General features: G+C 69.4%; 13 protein-coding genes. 8 read left to right on the forward strand and 5 right to left on the reverse strand.

Annotation, left to right across the window (positions count from 1 at the left end):
• Positions 1-13: 13 nt before the first annotated feature.
• Both GKZ92_RS06995 and GKZ92_RS07000 read right to left on the reverse strand, forming a co-directional pair.
• On the reverse strand, positions 14-1,504 hold the full coding sequence (locus tag GKZ92_RS06995) for a serine/threonine protein kinase (RefSeq protein WP_006357842.1): 1,491 nt from the start codon (positions 1,502-1,504) through the stop codon (positions 14-16).
• Between the two features lie 51 nt (positions 1,505-1,555).
• The gene (locus GKZ92_RS07000; protein ID WP_006357843.1) at positions 1,556-1,870 is read right to left on the reverse strand and encodes a hypothetical protein; all 315 of its coding nucleotides are present in this window, start codon (positions 1,868-1,870) and stop codon (positions 1,556-1,558) included.
• A 154-nt stretch (positions 1,871-2,024) separates the two neighbouring features.
• Between GKZ92_RS07000 and GKZ92_RS07005 the strand changes: the two genes are divergently transcribed.
• Genes GKZ92_RS07005 through GKZ92_RS07035 form a run of 7 tightly spaced genes read left to right on the forward strand, consistent with a single transcriptional unit; the run spans position 2,025 to position 9,128 of the window.
• Positions 2,025-2,888: a universal stress protein gene (locus tag GKZ92_RS07005; RefSeq protein ID WP_035750863.1), complete on the forward strand. Its 864-nt coding sequence runs from the start codon at positions 2,025-2,027 to the stop codon at positions 2,886-2,888.
• 25 nt (positions 2,889-2,913) lie between these two features.
• Positions 2,914-3,360, forward strand: a complete 447-nt coding sequence (gene soxR / locus GKZ92_RS07010; RefSeq protein WP_006357845.1) for a redox-sensitive transcriptional activator SoxR — start codon at positions 2,914-2,916, stop codon at positions 3,358-3,360.
• 49 nt (positions 3,361-3,409) lie between these two features.
• Complete coding sequence (locus GKZ92_RS07015; protein ID WP_035750331.1) at positions 3,410-4,429, forward strand: patatin-like phospholipase family protein; 1,020 nt, start codon at positions 3,410-3,412, stop codon at positions 4,427-4,429.
• A complete protein-coding gene (locus GKZ92_RS07020; protein WP_035750334.1) occupies positions 4,426-5,661 on the forward strand; it encodes an MFS transporter in 1,236 nt (411 codons plus the stop codon). The genes GKZ92_RS07015 and GKZ92_RS07020 overlap by 4 nt, the downstream gene beginning before the upstream one ends.
• 3 nt (positions 5,662-5,664) lie before the next feature.
• Positions 5,665-6,933, forward strand: a complete 1,269-nt coding sequence (locus GKZ92_RS07025) for an arginine deiminase (protein ID WP_006357848.1) — start codon at positions 5,665-5,667, stop codon at positions 6,931-6,933.
• Positions 6,934-6,942: 9 nt separating this feature from the next.
• Positions 6,943-7,320, forward strand: a complete 378-nt coding sequence (locus tag GKZ92_RS07030) for a GntR family transcriptional regulator (RefSeq protein WP_006357849.1) — start codon at positions 6,943-6,945, stop codon at positions 7,318-7,320.
• Positions 7,321-7,352: 32 nt separating this feature from the next.
• A complete protein-coding gene (locus tag GKZ92_RS07035; RefSeq protein ID WP_230461917.1) occupies positions 7,353-9,128 on the forward strand; it encodes a BCCT family transporter in 1,776 nt (591 codons plus the stop codon).
• A gap of 31 nt (positions 9,129-9,159) precedes the next feature.
• Here GKZ92_RS07035 and GKZ92_RS07040 read toward each other — a convergent pair whose 3' ends face one another.
• Positions 9,160-10,743, reverse strand: a complete 1,584-nt coding sequence (locus GKZ92_RS07040; RefSeq protein WP_006357852.1) for a dolichyl-phosphate-mannose--protein mannosyltransferase — start codon at positions 10,741-10,743, stop codon at positions 9,160-9,162.
• A gap of 38 nt (positions 10,744-10,781) precedes the next feature.
• Here GKZ92_RS07040 and rsmI point away from each other — a divergent pair, with 38 nt between their 5' ends.
• On the forward strand, positions 10,782-11,681 hold the full coding sequence (gene rsmI / locus GKZ92_RS07045) for a 16S rRNA (cytidine(1402)-2'-O)-methyltransferase (protein WP_006357853.1): 900 nt from the start codon (positions 10,782-10,784) through the stop codon (positions 11,679-11,681).
• Here rsmI and GKZ92_RS07050 read toward each other — a convergent pair.
• A complete protein-coding gene (locus GKZ92_RS07050) occupies positions 11,605-12,852 on the reverse strand; it encodes a helix-turn-helix domain-containing protein (protein ID WP_006357854.1) in 1,248 nt (415 codons plus the stop codon). The genes rsmI and GKZ92_RS07050 overlap by 77 nt on opposite strands.
• A gap of 62 nt (positions 12,853-12,914) precedes the next feature.
• Positions 12,915-14,063: an aminodeoxychorismate synthase component I gene (locus GKZ92_RS07055; protein WP_035750342.1), complete on the reverse strand. Its 1,149-nt coding sequence runs from the start codon at positions 14,061-14,063 to the stop codon at positions 12,915-12,917.
• Between the last annotated feature and the right edge of the window lie 9 nt (positions 14,064-14,072).

Below are 14,072 nucleotides of genomic sequence, written 5' to 3' on the forward strand. Positions count from 1 at the left end.
AACCGGGCGCCGGTCACCCGAGTGGTGCGGATCGCCACCAGGCGTCGAGGATCTGCCGGCCGGAATGGCCCGGCCACGTGGTGATCACCGTGTACGGCTCGCGCACCGGCTCGACGAAGTTGGTGACCACCCAGCCGTCGGCGAGGCTGTCGCGGCTCGACGACGCGGGACCGTCCCGCCACTGGATCTCGTCACCCGGATAACCCTTGAGCGGTGCGGTGACGCTGTTCCGTGCGCCGGGGGTGGCCGTGTGCCAGACGACGTAGGTGACCTGCTCGGCGTCGGAGCAGGAGATGGCGTCGAGGCCGTCGCGGAACGTGGCCTGGCAGGACGCATCCCGCCAGCCCTGCTGATCGGGGGAGTCGGGCAGCAGTCGCGGGAACGCGTCGGCGATCGGTCCGACCGACGCCGGCCACGGTGGTGGCGCGTTGCGCGCGCCGAGGACGATCACGGCGCCCACACAGACCGAGACCACGACGAGCGCCACCAGGATCGGTGTGAGATTCCGGTGTCGTCGCGCGGCGGCAGACCGGGTTGGCGGCCGGACAGGACGTGACTCGACATCCAGGCGACGATCCTCGGGGCGGCCGGCGACGAGCTCGGTCAGCCGGTCGGCATTGCCGGCGGGTTGGAAGACGCGCGGTGGCGAGTCGATCTTCTCGGTCGGTGGCTCCCCGTCGGTGTGGGTGAGGTGGAGGGCGAGGTCGGCGGCCCGGACGAACTCGGCGCAGGTTCGATAACGGTGGTCGGGCCGGGGATCGAGGGCCCGCGCCAGGACGGAATGGAAGGCGGGGGACACCGCGCCGGAGATCCGGTGCCGGGCAACCGATGTGGTCCCGGTCAGGAGTTCGACGAGCGTGCGGCCGAGGGCGGCCACGTCGGAGTCCGGGTGCGGGGTGGTCTCCCCGGGCGCGGGTGGTGTCAGGCCGAAGCCGCGGAGTGTGACCGCACCGGGGTCGGTGAGGTCGGATGCGGTGATCTCGGCGGCGGGGTCTCTGCGGGTCGTGATCAGGATGTCGGCGGTGGTGACTCCGCCGTGCACGAGCCTTCGACGGTGGGCGGCGTCGAGTGCCTCGCCGACCGCGGCGACGATCCGTACGGCCAGGTCGATGTCGACACCGTTCGCGTGGCGTCGGATCAGATCCGCGGCGTCGGTGGTGGGTATCGGCGCGGTGGCGACCCACAGCCGGCCGTCGGTGAGACCGTGCCCGGCGATCCGGGCGATCGCGGGATGCCTGATGCCCGAGACCAATTCATTGGAGTGGGCGAACCAGTTGCGGAACCGCGCATCCGTCGAACGTGCGCGGTCGATGACGGTGAGGACGACCGGGTCGGGTTCCGGTCGGCCCGCGGGAGGAGGAACCGGCGGCACCGGGATCGCGCGACAGGTCGTGCCGACCTCGTACTCACGGAGCACCCGCTCGATGCGATGCCCGGCGACCACCGATCCGGGAACGACCGAGCCGTGGGCGGGTGACGCGCCGCGGGTGAGGTCGAAGGACACGCTTGGCTCCCTGTGGTGTGAGAGCTCGAATTCTACCGGCCGCCGGAGGCGCTATTCGGTGTTCGACTCGAACAGCACGGGTGCCGAATTGAACAGCATCACGATGAAGAACACCAGCAGGAACCATGCCCCGCCCTGCCACATCTGCCAGCGTCCACCGGATTTCCAGACCCGGTAGGCACGAACCAGCATCGCGATCGCACCGATCATCACCACCACGGGTGAGGCGATGACGAGCACGTTCTGCACCGACTCCGACGCGGCGAGTCCGATGAGGAGGAGGCCCAGTCCCAACACGACGGTGATGGCGACGTGGATCACGATTGCGCGAAAGTCGTTGGAGTTCTGCGGAGTCGGGGAGGTCATGGTGAACACCACGCTACACGGCCCCGACACGCCGGTCGGAAGGACTTAGTGCTCATTGATGCCGGCAGTTCTCCGGAGCAGGATGGAGGTCGAGGACTCGGCTTCCACGAGGGGGTCGTGACGAGACGAGATGAGCCCAGAGGAGATCACCGACATGAACGCGATACTCGTTGGCGTGGACGGTTCGGAGGCGGCCACCGGCGCGGTGCGATGGGCGGCCAAGGCTGCGGCGGCGGAAGGTCTCGATCTCAAGATCGTCGGCGCCTACGACGCGAGCACCAGCGACTACGCGCCCGGCCTGATCATCCCGCAGGATGTCGTCGACGCCATCCGGCAGGACGCATCGGACGCCGTGCATGCTGCGAACGACGTCGCCAAGACGGCAGCGCCGAACGTCAGTGTCACGACGTCGATCGTCGACGGGGACGCGGCGCGCGTACTCCTCGAGCTGGGCAAGGACGCCGCGATGATCGTGGTCGGCACCCGGCGGCTGGGCAGCGTGAAGGGCCTGTTCCTCGGCTCGGTGAGCATCAACGTCGCAGCCCACGCGCACGGCCGCGTGGCCGTCGTCGCCGCGGAGGGCTCCGACACCGGTCCGGTGGTGGTCGGCGTGGACGGCTCGCCGATCAGCGATGTGGCCGTGGCCGAGGCGTTCCGGCAGGCGTCGCTGCGCAACGCCCCGCTGGTCGCGGTCCACACCTGGACCCCGCTCGACGCCGACGCCCTGCACGGGTACGGGATCGGCCCCGAAGAGGTCGAGCGGATGACCCAGGACGCGGTCGAGGTGCTCGCCGAGCGACTGGCCGGGTACGCGCAGGACTACCCGGACGTCCGGGTGGAGCGACGCGTGTTGCCCGAGGAACCGGCGAAGGCGCTGCTCGACGCGGCCGGGACCGACGCCCAGCTCGTCGTCGTGGGCAGCCGCGGACGCGGCGGATTCCGCGGACTGATGCTCGGCTCGACCAGCCAGAAAGTCATGCACAACGCCGAATGTCCGGTCATGGTGGTGCGCAACTGACCGGGGCGGTGCCTACCATCGACGCATGACGCTGAAGAGACTCGAGCTCTCGGTCGGGGAGCTCGCGCAGCGGGCGGGTATCGCACCGTCGGCGGTCCGGTTCTACGAGGAGCAGGGGCTGATCTTCAGCCGGCGGACCGCCGGCAACCAGCGACGCTACCACCGGGCGATGCTGCGCCGGGTCGCGTTCATCCGGGCCTCGCAGGTCGCCGGCATCCCGCTGTCGGTGATCGGCGAGGTGCTCGCCGAACTCGGTGACCACGAATCCCCGTCGAAGTCGATGTGGGAGGCGGCGTCGAAACGCTGGATGGACGACATCAACCACCGCATCTCCCTGCTCGAGAGCATGCGCGACATGATCGGTTCCTGCGTCGGGTGTGGATGCCTGTCGCTCGGCGAATGTCACCTGCTCAACCCGGGAGACGAACTGAACAAACTCGGTCCCGGCCCCCGCCGCCTCATGACCGAGTGATCACCTCCCGCGATCTCGGCGGGCGAACCTGCGGCGGTAGGGTTGCGGCATGGCTCGACCGTCGCGCGTGGCGCTGGCTCTGGGAAGTGGCGGCGCTCGCGGGTACGCGCACATCGGCGTGATCGCCGAGCTCGAGGCACGTGGATTCGAGATCGTCACCGTCGCCGGATCATCGATGGGTGCGCTGGTCGGGGGACTGTACTGCGCGGGCAAGCTCGACGACTACGTCGACTGGACCTCGGGCCTGTCCCAGCTCGACGTCGTGCGGCTCCTCGACGTCTCCCTCACCAAACCCGGCGTCATCGGTGCCGAACGCATCCTCACCCGCGTGCGGGAGATCCTCGGCGACACCGTGATCGAGGATCTGCCGATCCCGTTCACGGCCATCGCCACCGACCTGTCCGCCGGTCGTGCGGTGTGGTTCCAGCGCGGCAACCTCGCCGACGCGCTCCGTGCCTCGATCGCGATCCCGGGCGTGATCAGCCCGCACGAACACAAGGGGCGACTGCTCGCCGACGGCGGCATCCTCGACCCGCTGCCCGTCGCGCCGACCTCGGGCGTCCCCAGCGACGTCACGATCGGCGTGATCCTCGGCTCCGACGGCGGGCCCGAGACGGGTGCCAGCCGGCAGCCCAAGGCGAAGGGCCTGCTCCGACGCAACGTCGCGCCCATCCTCGACAACGAGTTCGTGCGCTCGGTGCGTGACCGCTTCGGTTCGGAGACCGGCGACCTCGCGGATACCGAGGTCGCGACCGACGGCGCGGACGAGGTCGCGCCGGCTGCCGTCCCCGACGAGGAGGGCGCGGTCGTGGTCGATACCGCCGCGGTGTCCCCGGACACCGCCGACGAGCCTCAGCGGATGGGTCGCGTCGAGGTGCTCAGCCGGTCGCTCGACATCATGCAGGAGGCCCTGACCCGCTATCAGGTCGCCGGCTATCCGCCGGACGTCCTGATCCGCGTGCCGCGCCGTGCGGTGCGCACCCTCGACTTCCACAAGGCCACCGAGATGATCGATCTCGGACGCGAACTCACCGCGAAGGCTCTCGACGATCTGCCCGAGCTGCCATGAGGCAGATCCCTCGCGGCATCTGGGTGCTGCTGTCGGCCAACGTCGTCATCGCACTCGGTTACGGCTTCATCGCGCCCGCCCTGCCGAGTTTCGCTCGCGCGTTCAACGTCTCGTTCACCGCGGCCACCGCGGTGGTGTCCGCCTTCGCGATCATGCGCCTGCTGTTCGCCCCGACGGGCGGACGTCTCGTGACGATGTTCGGCGAACGACGCATCTACCTCACCGGGCTCCTCATCGTCGCGGCCAGCACCCTGGCTTGTGCCTTCGCACAGTCGTATTGGCAGCTCCTGGTCTTCCGCGGTCTGGGCGGCATCGGGTCGACGATGTTCAGCATCTCGGCGATGGCACTGTTGATCCGGATGTCGCCCAGCGACATTCGGGGTCGGGTGTCGGGCCTGTTCTCCGCGGGGTTCCTGATCGGCAGCATCACCGGACCGTTGATCGGTGCCGCCCTGGTGGGTTTCGGCCTGCGCGTGCCGTTCGTCGTGTACGCCGTCGCGCTGCTGGTTGCATCGGCGGTCGTGGCCACGCAGCTGCGCGAGGTGATCGCCCCCGATCAGGCCGAGGGCCCGACGGCCGGCCTCATCGGTTTCCGGACCGCCCTGCGCGACAGCGCCTATCGGGCCATCCTCGCGTCGAACTTCACGCAGGGCTGGGCATCGATGGGCGTGCGCGTCGCGGTCGTCCCGCTGTTCATCACCGAGGGGCTCGGTGCGGGGGCGGGGATGGCCGGGATCGTGCTGGCGGTCTACGCGGCCGGCAACGTCCTCGCGATCCTCGTCGCGGGTAGGCTCTCCGACCGGTTCGGTCGTCGGCCGATCATGCTGCCGGGGCTGACGATCACCGTCGTCGCCACCATCGCACTCGGGTTCTCGCCGAACGTGCCCGTCGCGCTGGCGCTGTCGGTGCTCGCCGGCGTCGGGTCCGGGCTGTTCGCCCCCACCCATCAGGCCGCGCTGGCCGATGTTCTGGGCAACCGCCAGCAGGGTGGGTCGGCACTCGCGGCGTTCGGCATGTCCTCCGACCTCGGCGCGGTGACCGGGCCGGTGATCGTCGGGTTCGTGGCCGACCGTGTCGGCTTCGGCCCCGCGTTCGTGCTGACCGGCGTGGTCGCGTCGATCGCTCTGGTCACGTGGCTGTTCGCCCGCGAGACCGCGCCGGCGATCGTCGGTCAGGGTCCGACGTTCACCCACGATGAGGCGGCCGATCGTGACGGAACGAATTACGGTTGAGCGATGACGCGTGACGGGCAGCAGGACGCTGCGAACGGGAGTGCCGCGACCGGGTGGGACTACGCCCTGGGGGCCGATTCCGAGGTCGGCACGCTGCGTGCGGTGATGCTGCACCGTCCCGGTGACGAGCTGCGGCGCCTGACGCCGCGCAACAACGATCAACTGCTGTTCGACGGGCTGCCCTGGGTCGACCGTGCGCAGGAGGAACACGACGCGTTCGCCGCGGTGCTGCGGGATCGCGGCGTCGACGTCTATCTGCTCGGCGACCTGCTCACCGAGACGATCGCGCACAGCGGGGCCGCCCGCATCCAGGGCATCGCGGCCGCCGTCAGCGCACGCCGTCTGGGGACGCATCTCGCCGAGGATCTCGCGAGGCACCTGCGCGGACTCGCGCCCGCGGAGCTGTCACACGTCCTGACCGCCGGGATGACCTTCGACGAGCTCCCGATCACGCCGTCGGCGGAGCGTTCGTCGCTGGTCCGCCGGATGCATCACGGCCCCGAGTTCGCCATCGAACCGCTGCCGAACCTGCTGTTCACCCGCGACAGCTCGTTCTGGATCGGTTCGCGGTTCGCGATCACCTCCCTGGCACTTCCCGCGCGGGCACGCGAGACATCGCTGACCGACCTCATCTACGCGCATCACCCTCGTTTCACCGGTGCCCGACGCGCCTACGAGTCGCAGGTCGCGCCGGTCGAGGGCGGAGACGTGCTGCTCCTCGCCCCGGGTGTCGTCGCCGTCGGGGTCGGGGAGCGCACCACGCCGGCCGGTGCGGAAGCGCTGGCGCGCAGCCTCTTCGACGATCATCTCGCGCACACCGTGCTCGCGGTGCCCATCGAACAGGCGCGGGCGTTCATGCACCTCGACACCGTCTGCACCATGGTCGACACCGATGCGGTGGTGATGTATCCCAACATCCGCGACCACATGTCGGCGTTCACCCTCGCCCACGACCCGGCCACCGACGCCGTACACGTCACGGGGGAGCGGCCTTTCGTCGAAGCGGCCGCCGAGGCGATGGGTATCGGCAAGCTCAGGGTGATCGACACCGGCCTCGACCCGGTGACCGCCGAGCGCGAGCAGTGGGACGACGGCAACAACACCCTCGCCCTGTCCCCGGGTGTCGTCGTGTCCTACAACCGGAACGTGGAAACCAATCGACGCCTGCGTGATTCGGGTATCGAGGTCATCGAGATCGAGGGTCGTGAACTCGGCTCGGGTCGTGGTGGGCCCCGGTGCATGTCGTGTCCGCTGGCGCGGGATCTGTTGTGAGGACCGGCCATGAGCTCATCGCTGCTGGACAATCTGACGGTGGACCCGGCTTCGGACCGGCCACCCTTCGAGCAGGTGCGGCTCCGCATCATCGAACTGATCGCCGACGGCACGCTGCTCACCGGTGAACGCCTGCCGACCGTCCGGGCACTCGCCGCGCATCTCGACCTCGCCCCCAACACCGTGGCGAAGACCTACCGCGAACTCGAGGCGGCCGGGGTGATCGAGACCCGCGGACGCTCGGGCTCGTTCATCAGGGCCGGCCGGCACGACGCCCACGATGCCGGGTTCGCGGCGGCGACGACCTACGTCGAGACCGCCCGTGACCTGGGTCTTGACGACAAAACGATCGTCGCTCTGGTGGAGCGGGCGCTGCGCGCGACTTGAAATGGCAGCACCGACGTTGCTTTGGTGGACTCATGACAAGTGAACAGAACGTGCCGTCTGGCCGTGCGCGGGACTCCTCGCACGGACGTGGTGGGGGGAGTCGGCCCGCACGACCACGGTTGGATCCCGTGGTCTTCTCGGTCACTGCCCTCATCGTCATCGCCTTCGTCGCCTGGGGTCTCGCCGACAAGGACGGCCTCAACTCGACGAGTGCCGACGTCCTGGGGTGGATCACCACCAACCTCGGGTGGTTGTTCATCCTCTCCGCGACCGGTTTCGTCATCTTCGCGGTGTTCCTCGCGGTGTCCAAGTACGGGCGCATCCCTCTCGGCCGCGACGACGAGACGCCGCAGTTCCGTACCATCAGCTGGATCGCGATGATGTTCAGCGCCGGAATGGGTATCGGCCTGATGTTCTTCGGTGCCTACGAACCGCTCTTCCACTTCGTCAGTCCGCCACCGGAGATCGGCGCCGAGGACGTGCGCGCCGCGATGGCCACCACGATGTTCCACTGGGGATTCCACCCTTGGGCGATGTACGCGGTCGTCGGACTGGCCCTGGCGTACAGCACATTCCGGCTGGGGCGCACGCAGCTGATCAGCTCGGTGTTCGAGCGACTGTTCGGTCCGAAGGTGTCCAACGGTCCGGCCGGCAAGGTCATCGACATCCTCGCGATCTTCGCGACGCTGTTCGGCACGGTCGCGTCGCTGGGTCTCGGTGCACTGCAGATCGGTTCGGGCCTGGACAAGATCGGTTGGGTTCATGAACCCACGAAGCTCCTCCTGGTCGGGATCATCGCGATCCTCACCGCCGCATTCGTCGCCTCCGCGGTCTCGGGCATCGCCCGCGGCATCCAGTGGCTCTCGAACATCAACATGGTGCTCGCGGTCGTGCTCGCGGCCTTCGTCTTCGTCGTCGGCCCGACGATCTTCATCCTCAACCTGCTGCCGACCACACTCGGTGCCTACTTCACCGACCTGACGACCTTCGCGGCCCGTTCGGATGCGACCGTGGCGTCCGAGGCAGGCCAGCAGTGGCTTTCCGACTGGACCATCTTCTACTGGGCGTGGTGGGTCTCGTGGACCCCGTTCGTCGGCCTGTTCCTGGCCAAGATCAGTCGCGGGCGGACCATCCGCGAGTTCGTGATCGGCGTCATGGTGGTCCCGACGACGGTGTCGCTGGTCTGGTTCTGCGTGTTCGGCGGTACCGCGATCCGGGAACAGATGACCGGGGTGCTCGACTTCGACGCGGCCAACGACGCCAGCGAGGACACCCTGTTCGACGTGCTGGCGAACCTGCCGTGGGCCGGCGTCGCGTCGGCGCTGGTGATGATCCTGGTGGCGATCTTCTTCGTCTCGGGCGCCGATTCCGCCTCGCTGGTGATGGGGACGCTGTCACAGCGCGGCGCGGAGGAACCCTCACGCCTGATCACGGTGTTCTGGGGTGTGCTCACCGGCGTGGTGGCCGCACTGCTCCTGGCGATCAGCGGGGATGACGCCCTCGACGGCATCAAGACGATGGCCATCATCGCAGCCCTGCCGTTCGTCCTGGTGATGATCGGCATGTGCCTGTCGCTGTACTCGGACCTCCGGCACGATCCGCTCATCGTGTCCCGCACCGTGTTGTCCGCACGCGTCGACGAGCATGTCCGAGAACAAGCCGAGGCGATCGCCACCGGAGAACTCGACTCCATCCACGCCGACGCCGTGCGGCATCTCGAGATCATCGAACCCGAGATCGTCGAGCAGGCCGGACTCAACGGCGACGGGACGGTCCCGGCCGCCAAGAAGGACGGTTCCCCGGCCTGACGGCACGGCCGATGCACTGTGGCGGCAGTACTCAGCCCCAGCTGGGCAGCCAGATCTGCTGCCGCCACAGTCCCGGTGAGATCGGGGACGCGGTGAGAATCGGCCACAGCCACACGAAGTTGGTGACGACCAGCGCCACGTAGACGGCGACCACGATGATCGACAGCACCCGGCGTTCCGGCCGCGCGCGGGCCGTGGTCGCCGTCGCGCGCAGCAGGTCACCGCAACAGAGCGCGAGACCCATCACGAGGAACGGGGCCAGCGCCGTCGCGTAGAAGAAGTACATCTGCCGGTCGAGGGACACGAACCACGGCAGGATGCCGGCACAGTAGCCGACGACGACCGCGGCGTAACGCCAGTCGCGGCGGACGATCCACGACCACAGACCCCACAGCAGCATGGGCAGTGCGAGCCACCACAGCGCGGGCGAACCGATCAGCATCTGCGCACGGACGCACTCACCCGTGCCGCACTGGTCGGGCCCGTTCTCGAGGGCGTAGAGCATGGGGCGCAGGCTCATCGGCCAGGTCCAGGGCTTGGACTCCCACGGATGCTGGTTGCCTGCCGAGTTGGTCAGCCCGGAATGGAACTCGAGGATGCCGGACTCGTAGTACCAGAGCGAACGCCACGCCCCGGGCACCCAGGAGAAGGTGCCGCCGGTACCGATGGAGTTGCCCTCGGAGTAGCGGTAGACGGCGGTCTCGCTGTTGAACCACGGGATGTAGGTCAGGAAGTAGATGGCCACCGGCATCACCGCGAGGCTCGCACCGGCGGGCACGACGTCGCGGACGAGCGTGCCGACCCACGGGCGCTGCACGTGATACGCGCGGCGGGCCGCGACGTCGAAACCGATCGCGAGCGCCATGAAGAAGAGGACGTAGTAGACGCCGGACCACTTGGTCCCGCAGGTGAGACCGAGCATGACGCCGGCGGTGAAGCGGTACCAGCGGAAACCGAGGCGCGGTCCGAACGGACTGTCGCCCACCCGGCCCTCGAGGTAGACGCGATACATCCGTTCGCGGACCTGGTCGCGGTCGGCGACGAGCGCGGCGAAGGCGGCGACGATGAACAGGGCCTGGAAGATGTCGAGCATCCCCATCCGGGACTGCACGAACAACACGCCGTCGCAGATCGCGAAGATCCCGGCGATCGCACCGACGAGTGTGGACCGGGTCAGCCGGCGCACGACGCAGTAGACGAGGACGACGATGAGGACGCCGGAGATCGCCGGCGCGACCCGCCAGCCGAGCGGGCCGTATCCGAACACGGCTTCTGATGCTGCGAGCATCCACTTGCCGATCGGTGGATGCACCACGAGCCCGTACGCCGGGTTGTCCTCGATCCAGTTGCCGCCGGTGAGCACCTGCCAGCCCTGCGGCACGTAGTGCTTCTCGTCGAAGACCGGGGTGCCCTTGTCCGTGGGGTGACTCAGATTCCAGAACCGGGTCAGGACGGCGACGAGCGTGATGACGACGCCGACCACCAGGCCGCGACCGCGATCCGGCGCACCGAACAGCGGGGCCGGGACCTCCGGTCCGAGGCGGGGCGGCGGGACCGCGGCGGGGACCGGGACACCGGCGGGCACAGAGGTGTCACGCGCGGCGGTGATGGTCACCCGCTCGATCCTAGTGGGCCCTCGTAAGCTGGCTGACGATGAATGCCGCCGAGCCCGACACGCACTCCACCGACGACCCCGCACCCGACACCGGGACGACGGGCCGGCTGGTGCTGGCCGCCACACCCATGGGGCAGGTCGGCGACGCCTCGCCCAGGTTGCGGTCGGCCCTGCAGACGGCCGACATCGTCGCCGCCGAGGACACCCGCCGCACCCGTGCGCTGGCCACCGCGCTCGGCGTCGAGATCGGCGGACGCGTCGTCAGCTACTACGACCAGGTGGAGGCGGCCCGGACACCCGGACTCGTCGAAGCGATCGCCGGTGGCGAGACGGTCCTGCTCGTCACCGACGCGGGGATGCCGTCGGTCAGCGACCCCGGTTACCGGATCGTGGTGGCCTGCGCCGAGGCCGGCCTGCCCGTGACGGCACTGCCCGGCCCGTCGGCGGTGACGACGGCACTCGCGGTGTCGGCGTTGCCGTCGGAGCGGTTCTGCTTCGAGGGATTCGCGCCACGCAAGCCGGGGGCCCGCGCGGACTGGCTGCGGGAACTCGTCACCCAGCCGCGCACGGCCGTCTTCTTCGAGTCGCCGCACCGGCTGGCCGACACCCTGGCCGCGGCGGCCGAGATCCTCGGACCCGACCGGCGCGCCGCGGTGTGCCGGGAGATGACGAAGACCTACGAGGAGGTCCGCCGCGGCGGTCTGGCCGAACTGGCCGACTGGGCGGCGGGCGGCGTCAGGGGCGAGATCACGGTGGTGATCGCCGGCGCGGTGCCCACCGAACCCGACGTCGAGGAACTGGCCGACCGCGCCGAGGAACTGGTGGCCGGCGGGATGCGGCTCAAAGACGCCTGCGCAGAGGTCACGCAGGGCTCGGGTGCCTCGCGGCGCGACGTCTACCAGTCGGTTCTCGATAGGCGTCGAGCTGATCCGAGCTGACCCGCAGCTCGACGCGCGGCGCCAGCCGGTAGGGCCGGCTCGAGACGAGCGCACCCACGACGCGGCGCAGTCGCGACAGCTCGGCGCGCACGCTGACGGTGTGATTCTGGTCGCCGAAGAGCAACTGGCTCAACTGTTGTGAGGTCAGTCCCTGGTCGCCCGCATCGGCCAGCAGCAGCAGGATCTGCGCGTGGCGACGGGTGAGGACCGTGCGCCACGGGTCGTCGTCGCCGGAGACCGTGATCGTCGGCTCTCCGTCGAGGTCGAGTTCGGCGATGACCGGGCCCGAGGGGCCCGCCGGACGCACCAGCCAGCCCGTCCCGAGTCGTTCGACGACGCACATCCCGAGTCCGGGTACGAACTGACGCATGTCCTCGGTCGGCGCGGCCACCCGGACCGGTGGCGTGCACCCACGACCTTCGGCGACCCAGCCGTCGTCGTCGATGAGGAGTCCGGGCCCGTGCAGGCCGGCCAGCTGGGCCGCGCCGTGGTAGCGGAGGTCGGCGAGTGCGCGCTGATGGGCGAGCGTCACCTCGTGCTCGCCCAGCGTGGCCAGGGCGGCCGTGAACGCCGAGACCGCCGGCTGCATCTGCATCGCCGGGCCGGCGAGCCCGGCGACCGCGATCATCTCGCCGGTGCGCGGGTCGTGAACCGGTGTCGCGGTGCAGTACAACCCGTGCAGCGATCGGCTGTAGTGCTCCGGGCCGAAGAGACGGCTGGGTCGGCGGTTGCGGATCGCCAAACCCACGGCGGTGGTCGCGGCGGAATCCTCGTCCCACCGGCTGCCCTCCACGAGACCGAGGCGGTTCGCCTCGGGGAACACCGCGGGCGAGCCGCCGCGCCACAGCATCACGCCGTCGGCGTCGAAGATGCCCAGGGCCATCAGCGGGTCGTCGGTCGACTGGGCGAACACCCGCTTGAGGGAGTCCACCGCGTGGCGGAGCGGATGGGCGGCCCGGCGGGCTTCGAGCTCGTCGCGGCTGATGCGTCCGCGATGGTGATCGTCGACCGTCGAGGGATGGTCCGCGGCCTGCACGCGGCTCCAGGACTCGACCACCTCACCCGCGAATCCGGGAGGCGGTGTCGCGCCGGACATGATGGCCTCGCGGTCGCGATTGATCTCCCGGACGAGCTCCGTGAGGTCGGTTGTCGCCTGGATGGACAGAGTCATGGACGGAATGTTACCGAAATCAACGATCAAGTCCGGAATTTAGGATGCTGCAGCGTATGCGGTCAAATGTTAGCGACGATGCTGGAAGCCTTGTCGAGACATTCCTGCCACTCGCTCTCCGGGACGGAGTCGATCGTGATGCCGCCGCCGACGCCGAGTCCGAGACTGCCGTCCGGCGCGATCTCGACCGTACGGATGGCCACGTTCAGATCGAGGGCCCGGTCGGGTCCGGCGATGCCGATCGCCCCGCAGTAGACGCCGCGGGCGGCATGCTCCCAATCGGCGAGCAGTTCCATCGCGCGCAGCTTGGGGGTGCCGGTGACCGACGCGGGCGGGAAGGTCGCGTCGAGCACGGCGTCGTTGCCGGTGCCGGGCCGCACGATCGCCTCGACTCGCGAGACCAGGTGCCAGACGCCGGGCGCGGGCACCACCGACAGGAGTTCGGGCACCCGGACGCTGCCGGTGACCGCGATCCGCCCCAGGTCGTTGCGGACGAGGTCGACGATCATGATGTTCTCCGCGATGTCTTTCGCGGAGGCGGACAGTGCGTCGGGGTCGGCGTGTGCGGGCAGTGTCCCCTTGATCGGTGAGGAACTGATGATGTTGCCGGTACGACGCAGGAAGGTCTCCGGCGACAGGCTTGCCACCGCACCCCAAACACCCTGCAGGAAAGCCGCTTTCGGAGGGGCCGTGGCTCCGGCGAGGTCGGCGAAGAAGTCCACCGGGTCTGAAGACAACGTGCCGGTGAACCGGGTGCACACGCACGCCTGATACACCTCGCCGGCGCGGATGGCGTCGAGACAGTGTCCGATCGCGGCCAGATGCGGTTCGCGTGCCGGCGGGTTCCAGGCGGTCGTCGTGGGGCGCTCGACCTGCGGGTGCGGGGCGTCGAGCACCGCGTGCGCCCAGTCGGGTATGCCGGTGCCGAGTGTGGACCACTCGCCGTCGCGGAGGACGAGAACACCGTCGGTGAGGCCGCCGGCATTCGTCGGCAGCGCCGACTCGTCGGCGCGCACCGGGAAGCCGATGTGCCCGAACCAGAAGCGGTCCGGGTCGTCGGGCGGGGTGCAGCCCGCGACGATCTCGACGCTCGGCGCGATCACCGCGTCGGCGCCGAGCCAGTCGCCGATCAGCGCCGCGGGCGGCGGGAGTCCCCGGTTGACGGTCTCGGCGTGGAGGGCCCGGAGTGCATCGAGCGCGGACGCGGCCATGTGTGGCGA

The organism is Gordonia sp. 135 (assembly GCF_009720185.1).
Lineage (GTDB): Bacteria > Actinomycetota > Actinomycetes > Mycobacteriales > Mycobacteriaceae > Gordonia > Gordonia alkanivorans.